Origin of the sequence: Noviherbaspirillum pedocola (assembly GCF_016632335.1) — a bacterium.
In the GTDB taxonomy this organism is placed as follows: domain Bacteria; phylum Pseudomonadota; class Gammaproteobacteria; order Burkholderiales; family Burkholderiaceae_D; genus Noviherbaspirillum_A; species Noviherbaspirillum_A pedocola.
Genome location: NZ_JAEPBG010000015.1, coordinates 33695 through 50280, shown reverse-complemented (window position 1 = coordinate 50280; position 16586 = coordinate 33695). Strand labels below are relative to the sequence as shown.

The window sequence follows — 16586 nt, the reverse complement described above, 5'->3', positions numbered from 1 at the left end:
GATATATAACGGAATTTAGAAATAAGTCTTCCATTACACATAACTGTCGATAAAATAATTTATCGTGGCTTAAACCTGAATTCCGCATTACACTGAATGTAATGCACCCAAAAAACCCGAAAATGAGCGACAAAATGAGCGTGGAAGAAAACAAGACGGAAAATGCTGTTTTGCCAGAAACCTTCGCAAAACGTACCGCCGGTACGCTCATTTCCGAGTCAGAAATGGCAGCGCGACACCAGCGCTTTATCTCGGCGGCCACTTCGGAAAACACCCGCCGTACCTACCGCTCAGCAATCCGGCATTTTCATACTTGGGGCGGCGTTTTACCATGCGATTCGGGAGCAGTACTGCGGTACTTGCTGACGTATTCCGATTCCCTGAATCCGCGCACGCTGGCGCTGCGCCTGACAGCACTGGCGCAATGGCATGCATTCCAGGGTTTTCCCGATCCGACCACCGATCCGAATGTCCGCAAGACGCTCAAAGGCATCACACGCACGCATGGCAAGCCGAAAAAGAAGGCCAAGGCGTTGCCGATCGAGGATATGGAGTTAATCGTAGCGAAGCTGGGACCGGACACTAGTCTGATTGCCATTCGAAATAACGCGCTGATACAGATCGGCTTCTTCGGCGCGCTGCGGCGCAGCGAGCTGGCCGCACTGACGGTGGACGAACTGACATGGGCCCCGGACGGCTTGGTGATCACGCTGTCGCGCTCGAAGACCGATCAGGAAGGGAGAGGTGTCACCAAGGCGATTCCCTACGGAAGCCCGGATGGAATCTGTTGTCCAGTGAAGGCTTTGAAGCGTTGGCTGGAAGCAGCGAATATCACTTCGGGGGCAGTGTTTCGTCGAATTACCCGCTGGGGTGTCCTTGGTACCGATCCATTGTACGGCGGCACCATCAACGCTATCTTGGAGGCGTGCGCCGAGGCGGCGGCATTGCCTTACGTCCCGGAACTTAGTAGCCACAGTTTGCGGCGCGGCTTGGCTACCAGCGCGCACCGGTCCGGAGCCGATTTCAAGGACATCAAACGGCAAGGCGGCTGGCGGCACGATGGCACGGTGCAGGGATATATTGACGAAGCCGACCGGTTCGAGGCCAATGCCGCATTGACGCTGCTTAGGCGAAAGGAGAAAAATGACACATCAAAGCCGTAGCGTACGATTTTTCCATTTTGTGAGCAGTCTCCACGATACGCACGCCGCAGTGCCTTGAATTCATCGATGCCGAAGAAAATTACGCGAGTTCGTCGTCCTCCGAATCAAATGCCGGCAATGATGGGTGAATGATTGCGCTCTGTCTTAAGTGCTGGATCGACATGCGTCATGAGATTCAATACCCGATGACGTTGCATAACCCGCTGCCGCGCCGCCACGGCGATGTTGTGGCCGGCCTCAACCGTCATCGATGCATCCACCTCAAGATGCGCATCGACAACAATCATGTCCCCCATCTTTCGCGTACGTAGGTCATGAACCCCGATTATCCCGGGTGTTTCCAGCAATGTCTGCCGGATGGATTGCACCTCTCGTTCGTCTGCCGAGCGATCCATCAAATCCTGCAATGCATCCCAGCCAAAGCCCCAACCCATCTTGCTGATCATTAATCCAACGATCAATGCTGCCACTGGGTCGAGAATGGGGTACCCCAGCAAATTACCTGCAATACCGAGTCCCACCACCAACGACGAAGCCGCATCCGACCGCGCGTGCCACGCATTCACTACGAGCATGCTCGACTTGACCCGTTTGGCGACACCCAGCATGTATCGGAAAAGAAGCTCCTTGGCGGCAAGAGCGCCGATCGCCACCCAAAGTGCAGCCGTATGAACCCGCGGAATGCCATTCGGATCTTCCAGCTTGCGTAGCGCGGACCATAGCATTCCCACTCCCACAATCAACAGGAGCACCCCAAGGAAAAGCGACGCCGCAGTTTCGAAGCGCTGGTGCCCGTACGGATGGTCTTCGTCCGCATCCTTTTTGCTGTGATGGCTTGCCAGAAGCACGACGAAATCCGCCACCAGATCGGATAGCGAATGCAGGCCATCCGCGATCAGGCCTTGGGAACGGGCGACTACACCGACCACGATCTGGGCGGCGCTCAGGGTCAGATTCACTGCGACGCTCACCCAGGTGCTGCGGTTGGCGGCACGGGCACGCGCAGCGACGAGCACTTCGCTGTCCTCGGCCGCGTCGTCGAACTCTTGAAATTCCATGGGACTTGCCTCCTTTCTTGTCGGAGCCGGTACTGTTGGTTGTTTTCCTACTGCCAGCCGTAGCGCCGCGAATACCACCCCTTCATCGCCTGGGTCAACCCGACATAGGACAGCAGGATCAGTGCAAGCCACGGGAAATAGGCCAGCGGTAGCGCCTGGAATTTGAAGTAGTCGGCTGTCGCCGACATCGGCAACAGAATGCCGACCGCCATGATGATCGCTGTCATGCCCAGCAGCGGCCACGCTGCGCGACTCTGGATGAACGGAATCTTGCGGGTGCGGATCATGTGCACGATCAGGGTTTGCGACAGCAGCCCTTCGACAAACCAGCCGGACTGGAACAGCGTTTGATGTTCCGGTGAGTTCGCGCCGAACACGAACCACATCAAGGCGAACGTCAGAATATCGAACACCGAGCTGATCGGCCCGAAAAATACCATGAAGCGTCCCAGGTCGTCCGGGTTCCAGCGTTGAGGCTTTTGCAGGAATTCCTGGTCCACGTGATCGAACGGGATCGCAATCTGCGAAATGTCGTACATCAGGTTCTGCACCAGCAATTGCATCGGCAACATCGGCAGGAATGGCAGGAAGGCGCTCGCCACCAATACCGAAAACACATTGCCGAAGTTCGAACTGGCCGTCATCTTGATGTACTTGAGCATGTTGGCAAAGGTTTTGCGGCCTTCCACCACGCCCTCTTCGAGCACCATTAGGCTCTTTTCCAGCAGGATGATGTCGGCGGCTTCCTTCGCGATATCGACCGCCGAATCGACGGAAATGCCGATGTCGGCCGCACGCAGTGCCGCGGCATCGTTGATGCCATCGCCCATGAATCCGACCACATGGCCGTTATCGTGCAGCACCCGCACGATGCGTTCCTTGTGCGCGGGGCTCAATTTGGCAAATACGTTGGCGGCCTCGACCTTGCCAGCCAATTCCTCATCGCTCATCCGCTCGATCTGCGAGCCGAGCAGCATGTCCGCCACCGGCAGTCCGACCTCGCGGCAGATCTTGGCGGTGACCAGTTCGTTATCGCCGGTCAATATTTTGACGGCCACGCCATGCTCCTTGAGCGCCTTCAACGCTGGTGCCGTGGATTCCTTTGGCGGGTCGAGGAAGGCGATATAACCGACCAGCGTCAGGTCCGATTCGTCGGCCAGCCCGTAGGTTTCCTTCGCCGGCGGCAATTCCTTGGCCGCCACCGCAACCACCCGCAAGCCTTCTTCGTTCAGATCGGCGGTCACGGTCCGGATTCGAGACAAAAGGTCGGACGTCAGTGGCTCGACCGCATCGCCGTGCTGCACACGCGTGCACACTGCCAGGATTTCCTCGACCGCGCCCTTGCAAATCAGCAGATGATGCTCATCGTGCTCGGCCACCACGACCGACATGCGCCGCCGCGTGAAATCGAACGGAATCTCGTCGACCTTGCGAAAGGCGGTCGCGACCTCCAGCTCGCGGTGCACCTCAGCATGCTCCAGCACCGCCACGTCCAGCAAGTTCTTCAAGCCGGTCTGGTAATAGCTGTTCAGGTATGCATATTCCAGTACCGAGTCGGATTCTTCTCCAAATACATCGGTATGGCGCGTCAGGAAGATCTTGTCCTGCGTCAGTGTTCCGGTCTTGTCGGTGCACAGTACATCCATCGCGCCAAAGTTCTGGATCGCATCGAGGCGCTTCACGATAACCTTTTGACGTGACAGGATGACGGCGCCCTTGGCCAGAGTCGACGTGACGATCACCGGCAGCATTTCAGGCGTCAGGCCGACGGCGATCGACAACGCGAACAGAAACGCCTCCAGCCAGTCCCCTTTGGTCACCCCATTAAGCAGCAAGACGATCGGCGTCATCACCAGCATGAAGCGGATCAGCACCCAGCTCACCTTGTTGACCCCGGCCTGGAAAGCGGTCGCTTCGCGGCTGGTCGCCGTCACCCGCGCGGCCAGAGCGCCGAAATAAGTGTGATTGCCGGTGCTGACCACCACTGCGGTGGCAGAGCCGCTCACCACGTTGGTCCCCATGAAGCAGAGATTGTCGACTTCCAGCGGGTTGGATGTTTTCTCTTTCTGGTCCGTGGCGAATTTCTCGACCGGCATCGATTCGCCGGTCATCGCCGCCTGGCTGACGAACAAGTCTTTCGCCGCCAGGATCCGTACATCCGCCGGGATCATGTCGCCGGCGGAAAGCAAGACGATATCGCCGGGCACCAGCTGTTTGATCGGAAGTTCGATGCGCCGACCGCCATTGGTCAGCCCCATGTCGGGATACCTGCGCGCCTCCCCATGCATCTCTGCCGGAACATCCCGCCGCAATACAGTCGCGGTATTGCTTACCATTTCCTTGAGCTTGTCCGCCGCCTTGTTGGAGCGCGATTCCTGCACAAAACGCAGGATGGTGGACAGCATGACCATCGATCCAATCACGGTCGTGGCCTTCATGTCTTCGGTCAGGTACGAAATGATGGCCAGTACCGTCAACAGCAAGTTGAAAGGATTCCGGTAGCAATTCCACAGATGGATCCACCACGGCAGCGGCTTCTCGTGCTCGACTTCATTGAGCCCGACCTTGTCGCGGATCGCCTCCGCCTCCGCCTCGGTCAACCCCTCCGGGCGGCTGCCCAGCCGGGCCAACAATGTGCCGGGTGGTGTGTCCGATGCGTCGATCAACGCCTGCGCCAGCGATGGCGGAAGCTCTTTCGCCGCCGGCGTGGCGCGGAACATGTCCAGGATCGCCAGGCGGCGAAAGTGGTGCTCCATGCCATGCGCGCGCACGAAGTTGGCGAAGGTTTCCTTAAGAAGGCTGAGATTCATGTTGAATCCTCCTTAAAATTCGGAATGCAGACGGATCCCGACAATCGACACCGGCCCGCGATCCCGGTTGTAGGCGGGGTTGACCACATGCTGATAGTTCAACGCCAGCGACAGATGCGGGTTGACCTGCAGCGAATAGTAGGTCTCCACGATCTTTTCGGGACCATAGTTCAGCCGCCCGTCGCCGATCAGGATTCCCATGCCTCCCGCAGCGAAATACTCGCGCGCGGCGTCCGACAACCCGTTGACGACGGCTGCGACCCCGACCGTATCGTCATGCCGCCCCCAGCGGTCGCCTTTCAGGGACAGCCCGGCAGACAGGGATTTGTTAATCTCCGTGAATTCATAGGCTTCCTTGCTGCCATCGTTGGCGCTGGCGCGCGCAAAGACGCCCAGATCGGAAGACAGCTCCTGTTCCAGGTTTATGACCAGGCCGGGGCGCGACTGGTAGCGACGCACGAGCGACACGTCCGGAACACCCGCCGTTTGGTTCGCCACTTGCAGCGCGTCGCGGTAATTCGCCATGTCCGCACGATTGACGAACGCCAGCAGCTTCACTTTTCCCGGATGCCCCTGCCATTCATGCCGTGTTTCCAGTTCCGTCACCAGCATATGCTGATGGAAATGAATGCCCGCGACCTTGGCATTGGGGACATCCGACATCTGGAAGACGCCGCCACGCAGCGTCCACCAGCCTTGCGTCCACTCGGCAGCCGCCCCGTAGGTCAATCCCCAGGAATCTGCGGCATAGTCGAATGCGCCGGCATCGATGACCGACCAGTTCAGGAAATCCGCACGCGGGTCGTGCGCATAACTGTTGGCGTCGAAGATATCGACCGCTGAAAACTTGCCGACGGTCAGAGTGAGATTGTCGGACGCCCGTGATCCCGCCAGCTGGTTGGCGCCCGGCTCGATCTTTTCTTCCGTTCCGCCAAGGGGGATCACATGCCGGATGAACGCCCGCGGCAGACGCAGGTACGGGGCATTGGAACCGACCTTGTACGCCTCGCCGCTCGGAAAGCCTGCCACGCCGAGTGTATTGTTCATTCCAAAACCTTGGTCGATTTCGGGGTTTGCCCAGAATTCGGTATTCCTTCCAAGCCGTAACCCCGCAAATAGCGTCAGGTCGGTCGTTTCTTCGTTGCGGCCGTTGGCGTCCAGGCTGTTGTCGCCGCTATAGGGAGACCGAAAGCGCGGATGCCCTTGCGTGACATTCGTGAACTGGCCATGGATAGCCCACGCTTCAGACGACGGCGCCTTGTCCGCCAGTGATTGCGTTGGCGCAGATGGCACTGTCACCGCGGTCGTCGGCTCCGGCTCGGAAACGGCAGCATGGGCCATCTGCGACATTCCATTCCCGAGCCCCCAGAGCACGAGTGGCGCTTTGAATCCTGGGCTAATCAAATTGCGCGCGCGGCAGGCTCGCTTGTTAGCAACGGTGGTTTTCATTCTATTTCTCCCTAATAATCGACAACATGGCTTCCCAAGGCCGGCTCACCCTATGTGCAATGCGAACATGTGGTTGCCGATCTCTTATAAACTGGCTCAATGCAATACGATTGACTCGGTCGGCGGCACGCTTTCCCATTTCACGCCGCGGACGCCAGGCAGTATTCCCGCTTGATGAACGAATCGCACCAGCGCCGCGCGTTGCGCGGGCGTGCAGGCGACCGTCGCGACAATCTTGATCCTGTGTGTCCTCTCGTTTTCCTCGTGCCGAATATCCCGCGGCACGACGGCAGCCGTCGCCAGCTCGGTCACAAATAAATCCACCAGATTATTCAGCTCGGATGACTGGGCAATGACCGTCAGACGATAGATTTGGCTGTCCGCCGAGGAGTCCCTTGGTTGCGCTGCATGTGGCGCGAAGCGAGTTTTCAGATTCTTCAGGTTCAATAGCCGCATCTCACACCTCCGCTCCTTCCATGGTCCGGCCGCTCAGCATTGCCCAGCGCACGACGGATACGCTGCGCTCCATGCTGACCCGGCTCACGAGTTGTTCAAGCAGCGCCTGATTGCCAGGCGCCGCCAGCACATCGGCCCGCACCTCGATCTTGCCGGCACTCGGCGCATCCTCGCTATGGAGCGATTGCAGGACCAGGGCCGGCATGCCATTGAGCATATGCAGCATCAGGCTGCGCACATGCACCTCTTCATCCGCGCTGCAGATGGCGGCGATGCGATAGGCCTGTTCGGCCTCGGTGGCGGCCGTCGCGCCTTGCACATTGATGCGTTGAGCCACGCCGCGCAGAATCACATTCGCGGCCAGTACGAATGCCGTGCCGATTGCCGCCTCGGGGACATGGCCCAGGCCGGACAACACGCCGACCGCGGCGGAACACCACAAGGTCGCCGCGGTATTGAGGCCGCGCACGTTCAGCCCCTCGCGCATGATGACACCGGCACCGAGAAAGCCGATCCCGGACACTACCTGCGCTGCGATACGCGCATGGCCCTGCGGGTCATCCGTGAATGCCGAGATCGTGACGAACAGTGCCGCGCCGGTTGCCACCAGCGCGTTGGTGCGCAGGCCCGCCATGCGCTGGCGCAGCTGACGCTCGGCGCCGATCAAGGCGCCAAAGGATAAGGCTGCGAGCACGCGCAGCGCGAAGTCGTACCAGACCATCTGATCCTCCTGTTTGGTAACAGGGAGTGCAGGTGGGACTTGAATACATGGCGCTAGCCAAGCCAGCGGCCATGCATGCGGTCAGTTGCCGCAAACGAAAAGGAAGTTATCGGGGAGGAAGTGCCGCAGACAGAACCGCAGCGGATATCCACACCTTACCGTTGGCAAGATGTGGCAGAGAGGATGGTCTCGCGTGATCTTGCCAAGTTATTCGACGTTTCGTTGCCGACAACTGTCACCAGAACAAGTACTCACGAGTTACTCCAAAGATTGAAAACAGGCGAATTCTAGTTGGGCAATCTGCCACCGTCAAGTAAAAAAGTCATAAAAATCCGAGGCCATGCTCCAGCAGGCCATTTGTTGCAATATCCCCTCCCGGGGGATACGATACGACGATGACTACACACACCTCTCATCCTGACATTATCAAGCGCCTCAAGCGCGCCGAAGGCCATCTCAAGAGCATCATCGACATGCTGGAAAGCGGCCGCGGCTGCCTGGAAATCGCCCAACAGCTGCACGCGGTAGAAAAGGCCATCACCAACGCAAAAAAAGCACTGGTGCATGACCATATAGACCATTGCCTTGAGCATGCGGTGAGAAAAGGTTCTCGCAACGCGGAAGACGCTGTTCACGAGTTCAAAGAAATCACCAAGTATCTATAAAGCTACAGTCATGCTCGAATTTTCCGCTCTGCTGCAAAAAGGGGGAGCCAACGCCTGGCAGAGCCAATCCACTGCAATATGCGCATGAATTTCAGTCGTTGGTTGCATCAGATGCTGGCGCTATTGATCGCTTGGACGATTTTGCTCGGGGTGACCGGCTTACTCGACGAATTTTACGGCACGGTCAGCCAGTATTTAGTGATGGTCTGGCTGTGTCTGGGCATCGGGGTCATGCTGCTCAAGAAAATCGACTTCCCGGTGCCGCAGGCAGACCGGATCGATGTTCCAGGCGCATTCCGGATGCTGTGGTGGGCGGCGTTCTGGCCGCGTTACCTGAGAAGATAGGTTTTTGTTTCAGACAAGACTGACTGTACCCGGCAGTTCCCGAGAACGCTCCAATTTCATGGAGCTGGATTGCGCCTGCTTGACCTGTTTTTGTTGACAAGGAACAACCCTGCAGTCAAGCTCTTGCCTTGTCCAATTGACCACAAGGCGCTAGGCGAGCACGGGCAATGAGCAGCGTTTATGAAACTGCGTATCCTCGACTCAAGGAAGAGTTCACCGAGCAGGAACTCGTCGCCATTTACACGCCAACGCCCGCAGAACTGAAGTTCGTCGCAGCACGCTATCGCCAAGTCACGCTCCAAACCTTCCTCTTGGTCCAGCTCAAGCTGCTGCAGCGCCTGGGCTATTTCGTCGCACTGGCCACGGTGCCAGCCGAGATCGTCAAGCACATCTGCAGCCGCGCTCAGGTCAGGGTTCCGACCAATTCGGCGCTGGGGCGATACGATAAATCGGGCACCAAGCATCGACATCGCGCGCACCTGCGCGAGTTCGTCGGCATTCGCGAGATGGTAGCGGCCGACAAGACCTGGCTGCAAGGCCAGGCGCAGCAGGCAGCCCAGACCAAGCAGGAATTACCCGACATCATCAATGTGCTGATCGAGGAACTGGTGCAGCGCCGCTTCGAGCTGCCCAGCTACACAGACTTGTATCGCATGTCGATCAATGCGCGGGCGACCGTCAACGAACGCATCTACAAGTCAGTGGCGGGGGAACTGCCGGAAGCTGTCGTAGGCCGGCTCGATGGCTTGTTCAAATCCGTGACCGGCCGCAGCCTGTGGGATAGCCTTAAGCGGGAACCAAAGCAGCCCAACGTGCGCGAGGTGACTGACTTCCTGTCCCATATCGACAGCATGATGGCCTTATCGAAAGATTTGCCGGATACGGGCCATATCTCCGCGACCAAGCGCGAGCAGCTGGTCTTGGAGGCGCGAGCACTCGATTTGGCAGAGATGCGGGCGGTGAAGCCGCTCAAGCGCTATACGCTCGCGGTGCTCTTGATCCAGACCCAATTGCAGAAGGCAATGGACGATATCGCCGAAATCTTCATCAAAACTGTGCGGAACATGCATAGCCTTGCCGAAGAACGCTTGCGTCAATATCATCTGCAGCAAGCCGAACAGGTGGAACGCTTAATCGGCCAGTTCCGTGACGTGCTGACGGTGTTTAGCGAAGAGGGGACCAACGACCAGCGTGTCGCCCGCGTCGAGTCTACGCTTGACGGTGATGTGGAAGGATGGATCGGCGCCTGCGACGAACACATGGCCTACGCGGGGAACAATTATTTCCCGTTCATGTTAAACAGCTACCCCGGCAAACGCAGCCTCCTGTTCAAGTGCCTGGAGGCGCTGGAGTTGCGCTCGAGTTCACAGGACGCGAGCCTGTTACGCGCGATCGCGCAGGTGCAGAAATTCCGCCCCAGCCACCGCGAGCATATTTCGGTTACCGAGAGCGGCATCGACGTCGTCGACCACGATTGGATGGCCGACAAATGGCGCGACCTGGTGTTCGGGCGTCGGCAGAACGTCGAGCCGTCGACTTACCATCGCAAGTATTACGAGCTAGCGGTGTTCTCCGAGGTGATGATTGCGCTCAAGTCGGGCGATCTGTACGTCGAGTATAGCGGCGACTATGATGACTACCGCAATCACTTGGTTAGTTGGGAAGAATATGAGCGCGAGGTGCACGCTTATAGCGAAATGGTCGATTTGCCCGTGGAGCCGCAAGAGTTTGTCGTCAAGCTTCGAGGTGAGATGAAGGAATTGGCGCGCGAGGTTGACCGCGACTTCCCGGAAAACTCTGGCGTCGATATCGACGAATCGGGCTTGATCATTCGGCGCCCTGAACGGCAAAAACCGCCTGCCGAACTGGAATTGGTCGACGAGGCAATCCGAACCCAATTGCCCGAGGCGAGCATCCTGGACGTGCTGACCGAGGTAGAGAATTGGCTGGATCTTCACCGCCTGTTCGGCCCATTGTCAGGTTTCGAGTCCAAGGTCGACGATCCGCACAAGCGCTTCATCACGACCTTGTTTTGTTATGGCTGCAATCTTGGCCCGACGCAAACCGCGAGATCGGTCAAGGGACTGAGCCGCAAACAGGTAGCTTGGCTCAATTTGAAGCATGTAACGGAACAGCGCCTCGACAAGGCGATCTTCAAAGTGATCAATGCCTACAATCGCTTTGCGCTGCCGCGTTACTGGGGCTCGGGAAAAAGCGCATCGGCCGACGGCACAAAGTGGAACATGTATGAACAAAATCTGCTGTCGGAATACCACATCCGGTATGGCGGCTACGGTGGCATCGGCTACTATCATGTTTCGGACAAGTACATCGCGCTATTCAGCCATTTCATCCCGTGCGGCGTCTACGAGGCGGTCTACATCCTGGATGGCTTGATCAACAACCAATCCGACATCCAGCCCGATACCCTGCATGGCGACACCCAGGCGCAGAGCACACCCGTATTCGGCCTGGCGTACCTGCTTGGCATTAACCTGATGCCGCGTATCCGCAACATCAAGGATCTGAAGTTTTACCGTGCCGGCCGCGACAACGATCTGGAACACATCGGCAGCCTGTTTCGCGGCACCATCGATTGGGATTTGATCGCCTTGCACCTGAAGGACATGTTGCGCGTCGTGATTTCAATCAAGGCTGGGAAAATCGCGCCGTCGACGATCTTGCGCAGGCTCGGCACGGCCAGTCGCAAGAATAAGCTTTACTACGCCTTCCGCGAACTGGGAAGGGCAGTACGTACGCAATTCCTGCTGAAATACGTCAGCGACGCCGAATTGCGCCGGACGATCAATGCAGCAACGAACAAGAGCGAGGAGTTCAACGATTTTGTTAAGTGGTTGTTCTTCGGTGGCGACGGTGTCATCGCGGAAAACATCCGGCATGAGCAGCGCAAGGTAGTGAAATACAACCAGCTGGTGGCCAACATGGTGATCCTGCACAACGTTCAAGGCATGACGCGTGTGCTGAAGAGCCTGCAGGCCAAGGGATTCCCGCTTACCGAGGAAATCTTGCGCGGCACGGCTCCGTACAGAAGAGAGCACATCAATCGATTCGGTGAATATCCACTCGACTTGGACCGGCTTGTTGAGCCGATCAACTACAAACTCGATTTCAACATATAAATCATCGAGTTAACCTAACTTTGGCGAAAAAAACACGAATCCCGGCCGACCCTCAGTTGCACCTCGCGCTCCTGCGCGATCATCTCCAGCGGGGATTTTCCCGTTGTGCGCGTGGTGGCGCTGATGCGCCTTTGTTCTTCTGCTTTCAACATTCTCGTTGCCATCCTCTTTTTTGACCGAAGCAACGGAAATCGTCTTCCAATGCGCCAGCCAGCTTATACAGCGATCCGTAACTGGGAATGGCGTCGGCTAAACCTTAGAGAAAGCGGACATTCGGATTGGCGGCAAGGGCCGCCTCGATCGCTTCCTGTTTGCGCTTCTCGAAGAACTCCCTGCGCGCATCCCGATTCTCGACAACGGTCAGCACCGGATTCGGTTGGCCGAGTTCCTGCACCATCGCTGTCGCCAAGTCACGGTAAGCGTCGCGCTCGCCGATCAATTCCAGGATGCGTTGGTTCGCAATCCGTAACGAATCTTCACGTTGCTGCAGCCAACTGCTATACCGGTATATGGCGGCATTGGCGCCTCGAAGCTTACCCTTCAGCTTGCTGGAGCCACCTGCATCTGCAAAATACAGCGCACTGTAATCAAACCCGTCACTCATCATTCACCTCTGCTTTTTCAATAAGCCTGTAACGACTTTCCCGGTGCTTGGCATGCCCGCATTCAAGGCAAACCAAACATCTACAAGCCCAACCTTGTTATATAGTAACATTGCTTTATAATACTCACAAGTTTAAATCGTGCAGACTGTAGCGCCCCGCACACATGCCGCCATCGACAGAGGAACCGTTGTGAACTTGCCAATAGAGCAGCCCATCTCATCCAGATATCGAACCTTCGTGCCGAGATCGAGCGCCATCAACGGCTCTATCATGAGCATGATGCACCGGAAATACCCGATGCTCAATACGACGCGTTGTTTCGGAAGCTGATCGCGCTGGAAGAAGCGCACCCCGAATTCGCTGCCCCGGATTCGCCGTCGCAGCGGGTGGGCGGCAAGCCGCTGAAGGCATTCCGCGAAGTCGCCCATGCCTTCCCGATGTTGTCTCTGCGCGACGTCATGGATGCCGGGGAAGCCAGCGCCGCGGTTGCATCGGCCGCCGGCGAGCTCGGCGTGGATCCGAATGAGATCGAATACGGCATGGAACTGAAGTTCGACGGCCTGGCGCTTTCGCTTCGCTATGCCGACGGCTTGCTTGTGGAAGCACTCACGCGCGGCGATGGCGCTTCCGGCGAGGAAGTCACCGCCCAGGTCAGAACGATTCGCAACGTGCCATTGCGGCTGCCGCTGCCGCTGACCTTGCATGTACGCGGCGAAGTGGTGATGGAAAAAGGCGTCTTCGCTTCCCTGAATGCGCAGCGCACCGCCGAAGGCAAGAAGCCCTTTGTCAATCTGCGCAATGCCGCTGCCGGTAGCGTGCGCCAGCTCGATCCGAAGGAAACCGCAGCGCGCCGACTGAAATTCTTCGCCTACGGCGCAGCCCCCGCGGCGCCGGGCCAGTCGCTCCCGTTCGCGGCCAGCCGGCAAAGCCATATCCTCGCCGAGTTGCAACGCCTTGGCTTCACCGTCGATACGTCAGCCGCCGTGGTGAAGGGATTCGCCGGCATTCAGGAGTGGTTCGAGCGCGTCGCGGCGATCCGGGAATCGATTCCTTTCGAGATCGACGGCTGCGTGGCAAAGCTCGACGATCTGCGCCAGCAGGAACAACTCGGCTGGAATATCCGCACCCCGCGCTTTGCGATGGCATACAAATTCCCGCCGCAGGAAGCGCTGTCGGTGGTCCGATCCTTTGTCTGCCAGGTTGGCCGTACCGGCAGGCTCACGCCTGTCGCGAAAATCGACCCGGTATTCGTGGGTGGCGTCACCGTATCCAGCGTCACGCTCCATAACGAGGATCAGGTACGCCTCAAGGATGTGCGGCTTGGCGACACCATCGTCGTGCGCCGCGCCGGCGACGTGATCCCGGAAATCGTTCGCTCGCTGCCGGAACTGCGCGCCGCGCAATCTGATGTGTTCGCCATGCCGAGCCAATGCCCGGTTTGCAGCGCGCCCGTCGTCAAGGAAGAAGACGGCGCGGACCACCGCTGCACCGGCGGCATAGCGTGCGACGCGCAGCGCCTGTTCCGCATGACGCACTTCACGTCGCGGCTGGCGATGAACATCGAAGGGCTCGCCGAGCAGACCATCGCGGCGCTGATCGATGCCGGCCTGGTGAAGAAGCCGCTCGACTTCTACCACCTCAATGTGGCGAAGATCGCGGTGCTCGAGCGATTCGGCCAGCAATCGGCCACGAAGCTGACCGAGGCAATCGAAGGCTCGAAGAAACCGACGCTGGCGCGCTTCATCTATGCACTAGGGATTTTCGGCGTCGGCGAGGCGACCGCAAAGGATCTCGCCAAGGCGTTCGGCACCTGGACCGATTTTGCCGCGGCAACCGAAGACCGCTTGCTCGCCATCCGGGACATCGGGCCGGCCACCGCCGCCAACATCGTCCGGTTCCTTGCCGATCCGGCCGAGGGCGGCGAGGCCCGGCTGCTGGCGGAATACCTGCAGCCGCAGGATGTCGTCACCGGCGCGGCTGGCGCGCTGCACGGCAAAACCATCGTGTTGACCGGCACGTTTCCCGCGCTCACGCGTGAGCAGGCAACCGCGATGGCGGAAGCTGCGGGCGGCAAGGTCGCCGGATCGGTGTCGCGCCGCACATTCGCCGTGGTGGCTGGCGCCGAAGCCGGCTCAAAGCTGGCGAAGGCGCAGGAACTCGGCATCCCGGTCTGGGACGAAGCGCAATTCGTCGCGGCGTGCGCGGCCGCGTAAGCCTTTCTTCAGCGCCCGACACCATCGGGCGTACCCTCCTAGTCGGCGCAACGTGTGGCGCGATGCATCACCTGCGCCGCGCGCACCATCTCCGCTGAATTCCGGTATTTGCGATACACCCGCGCCTGGACCGCTTCGATCAGCTCCTTGTCGAAGCGATGCTCCAACTGCGTATTCAGCGCGTCATGGAAGACCTTGGACACATGGTCTGAATACATCACCGTGCGCTTTCCGAGCACGATTCCGGTGTCCGCATCCACCAGCGCCAGCGCCAGCGATGTCGGCATGCCGCGCCAGTCGCCGAGCTGCCACTGGCCCGGTTCGAGCAGGCTGACCGAGGAGGGCAGGTCAGACCATTCGTAGAAGCCCTCGATGCGAATCAGCACGAACGGGACCAATTGGTCGATGAACATTCCCACGTGGACCGCGCCAGCGCAGAAGGCCTGCAGGTCAGCGACGGAGACGCCACGTCGATTGATTTGCAAGATATGCAATCAATCCATTCCCGAGTCAACCCGATAGAACAGCGATCCCGGCACCCATTCGGTCCTGGAAAGGCAAAACGGCTTGCCCAGTTCAAGCTGCCACATGCGCAAGGCCTCCTGCACGCCACATTTTTCGGTCACTTGCGCCGCTGGCACAACGAAGCGACTTGCTTTCTTTTTTCTCCACGACAATAATCCCCCCTGCGTTATACATACATTACATGTCGGCATAATACCGTGCAGGCATGTTGTCGCACAAACAAAGTTGCCGCCGCCTCAGATTTATAAATCGCCTTATCAATCGGCGAGATGCATTTCCCTCTACCACGGTTATCCACTTTTAGAGGGAGGTCACATGACTCATTACGCAGGACCACGTATGGAAGAAGTGAAGTTTTCAGAAGTCCGGCAGATGGTCCAACTGACATGGTTCTTCGAATACGTGTTGGGAGCGCCGCCAAAGCAGATGAACGGCACGATCCGGTACCACATGTGTCCGAATCCGCGATGCGGGGAGTCCTCCAAGCATTCGGTGAAGGTCTCGGTCGAAGACAACCGCTGGCGCTGCTTTGCCTGCGGCGAGCGCGGCGACGTCATCGATGCGGCCGCGGCGTACTGGGGAGTAGCTCCCCGCGATGCCGCACTGAAGCTCATGGGCACCGACCCGGATGTCATGCGCTCGTACGTGCCACCGAAACCGAAACCGGTCGTTCCCAGGGACGATACCGCGCTTGGCATGGTGGTGGACGCGTTGCTGGCGGCCGGGCGCAAGCCCGACGATGGCATGCTGACCTATCTGAACGCACGCGGCATTTCAACGGCACTGGCAATGGAGGCGATCCGTCGCCGCATCATGGTGACGCTGCCGACCAACCCCAATACCGCCAAGGAGCTGCTGTACGACCTGGTGGGGGAGGCGACGTTGATCAAGGCGGGCATGCTGCGCGCGGACGCGAAAGCGCCGGCGATCGCATTCCGGCCGCTGGTCTTCATTGCCAAGGGCGGTAAAGCTGCGGAATTTCGCCTCTCCCGGCCCGCCAAGGCCGATGAAGTGAAATCGCTGCGTTACGGAGACGTGACGCCGTGGGCGTGGCAGGGCGCGGACAGCAAACGGGTCATGATCACGGAAGGCTGTGTGGATCTGTTATCGGCGGTCCAGATGGGCACCAGGAGAAGCATTATTGGCTTGCCGGGATGCGTCAACTGGCAACCGGAATGGTTCCACAAGCTCAAGGGGCGCAATGTCCTGGTCGCGCTCGATAACGATGAATCCGGCAAGGTCGCCACGGCCAAACTGGTTCCGGTTCTGGAGGCGGTCGGCGCCGAAGTGGGCGTCTATGCGCTCCCACCTGGCATCAATGACTTGAACGAGCAGCTGCAAGCTCGGTCAAGGCGTCCATCCTAAGTACTTCACCTGCCCCGTAGTCTCACCGACTTACGGGGCATTTTCATTATTGCAATTGCTGCAATGGCCTA

At 58.6% G+C, this 16586-nt stretch carries 14 protein-coding genes; 6 read left to right on the top strand and 8 right to left on the bottom strand.

Features of this window, described 5'->3' with window-relative positions:
* The first annotated feature begins 122 nt into the window (after positions 1 to 122).
* Positions 123 to 1163 carry a site-specific integrase gene (locus JJB74_RS24840; RefSeq protein WP_234484836.1) on the top strand — a complete coding sequence of 347 codons (1041 nt, stop codon included), beginning with the start codon at positions 123 to 125 and terminating at the stop codon, positions 1161 to 1163.
* A gap of 104 nt (positions 1164 to 1267) precedes the next feature.
* Here JJB74_RS24840 and JJB74_RS24835 read toward each other — a convergent pair whose 3' ends face one another.
* From JJB74_RS24835 to JJB74_RS24815, 5 genes are all read right to left on the bottom strand, one after another.
* Positions 1268 to 2221, bottom strand: a complete 954-nt coding sequence (locus tag JJB74_RS24835; RefSeq protein ID WP_200596489.1) for a cation diffusion facilitator family transporter — start codon at positions 2219 to 2221, stop codon at positions 1268 to 1270.
* Positions 2222 to 2268: 47 nt separating this feature from the next.
* Positions 2269 to 5031 carry a magnesium-translocating P-type ATPase gene (gene mgtA, locus JJB74_RS24830; protein ID WP_200596486.1) on the bottom strand — a complete coding sequence of 921 codons (2763 nt, stop codon included), beginning with the start codon at positions 5029 to 5031 and terminating at the stop codon, positions 2269 to 2271.
* A 12-nt stretch (positions 5032 to 5043) separates the two neighbouring features.
* The gene (locus tag JJB74_RS24825; RefSeq protein WP_407672420.1) at positions 5044 to 6372 is read right to left on the bottom strand and encodes a carbohydrate porin; all 1329 of its coding nucleotides are present in this window, start codon (positions 6370 to 6372) and stop codon (positions 5044 to 5046) included.
* 204 nt (positions 6373 to 6576) lie between these two features.
* Positions 6577 to 6936 carry a hypothetical protein gene (locus tag JJB74_RS24820; RefSeq protein ID WP_200596483.1) on the bottom strand — a complete coding sequence of 120 codons (360 nt, stop codon included), beginning with the start codon at positions 6934 to 6936 and terminating at the stop codon, positions 6577 to 6579.
* Between the two features lies 1 nt (position 6937).
* Positions 6938 to 7657, bottom strand: coding sequence for an MgtC/SapB family protein (locus JJB74_RS24815; protein ID WP_200596481.1), 720 nt, complete (start codon positions 7655 to 7657; stop codon positions 6938 to 6940).
* A gap of 395 nt (positions 7658 to 8052) precedes the next feature.
* Here JJB74_RS24815 and JJB74_RS24810 point away from each other — a divergent pair, with 395 nt between their 5' ends.
* The 3 genes from JJB74_RS24810 (at position 8053) to JJB74_RS24800 (ending at position 11807) form a co-directional block, all read left to right on the top strand.
* Positions 8053 to 8322 carry a metal-sensing transcriptional repressor gene (locus tag JJB74_RS24810; RefSeq protein WP_200596479.1) on the top strand — a complete coding sequence of 90 codons (270 nt, stop codon included), beginning with the start codon at positions 8053 to 8055 and terminating at the stop codon, positions 8320 to 8322.
* Positions 8323 to 8406: 84 nt separating this feature from the next.
* Positions 8407 to 8667 carry a hypothetical protein gene (locus JJB74_RS24805; RefSeq protein WP_200596471.1) on the top strand — a complete coding sequence of 87 codons (261 nt, stop codon included), beginning with the start codon at positions 8407 to 8409 and terminating at the stop codon, positions 8665 to 8667.
* Between the two features lie 167 nt (positions 8668 to 8834).
* Entirely contained in the window at positions 8835 to 11807 is a 2973-nt protein-coding gene (locus JJB74_RS24800) for a Tn3 family transposase (protein WP_200596469.1), read from the top strand.
* 14 nt (positions 11808 to 11821) lie between these two features.
* Here the strand turns inward: JJB74_RS24800 and JJB74_RS24795 are convergent, their stop codons facing one another.
* Both JJB74_RS24795 and JJB74_RS24790 read right to left on the bottom strand, forming a co-directional pair.
* Positions 11822 to 11959 carry a hypothetical protein gene (locus JJB74_RS24795; RefSeq protein ID WP_200596467.1) on the bottom strand — a complete coding sequence of 46 codons (138 nt, stop codon included), beginning with the start codon at positions 11957 to 11959 and terminating at the stop codon, positions 11822 to 11824.
* A gap of 104 nt (positions 11960 to 12063) precedes the next feature.
* Positions 12064 to 12414 carry a hypothetical protein gene (locus JJB74_RS24790; protein WP_200596465.1) on the bottom strand — a complete coding sequence of 117 codons (351 nt, stop codon included), beginning with the start codon at positions 12412 to 12414 and terminating at the stop codon, positions 12064 to 12066.
* Positions 12415 to 12630: 216 nt separating this feature from the next.
* Between JJB74_RS24790 and ligA the strand changes: the two genes are divergently transcribed.
* Positions 12631 to 14625, top strand: a complete 1995-nt coding sequence (ligA, locus tag JJB74_RS24785; protein WP_407672419.1) for an NAD-dependent DNA ligase LigA — start codon at positions 12631 to 12633, stop codon at positions 14623 to 14625.
* 38 nt (positions 14626 to 14663) lie between these two features.
* Here ligA and JJB74_RS24780 read toward each other — a convergent pair whose 3' ends face one another.
* A complete protein-coding gene (locus JJB74_RS24780) occupies positions 14664 to 15110 on the bottom strand; it encodes a hypothetical protein (RefSeq protein WP_200596463.1) in 447 nt (148 codons plus the stop codon).
* A gap of 379 nt (positions 15111 to 15489) precedes the next feature.
* Between JJB74_RS24780 and JJB74_RS24775 the strand changes: the two genes are divergently transcribed.
* On the top strand, positions 15490 to 16515 hold the full coding sequence (locus JJB74_RS24775; protein ID WP_234484834.1) for a toprim domain-containing protein: 1026 nt from the start codon (positions 15490 to 15492) through the stop codon (positions 16513 to 16515).
* Positions 16516 to 16586: the final 71 nt, after the last annotated feature.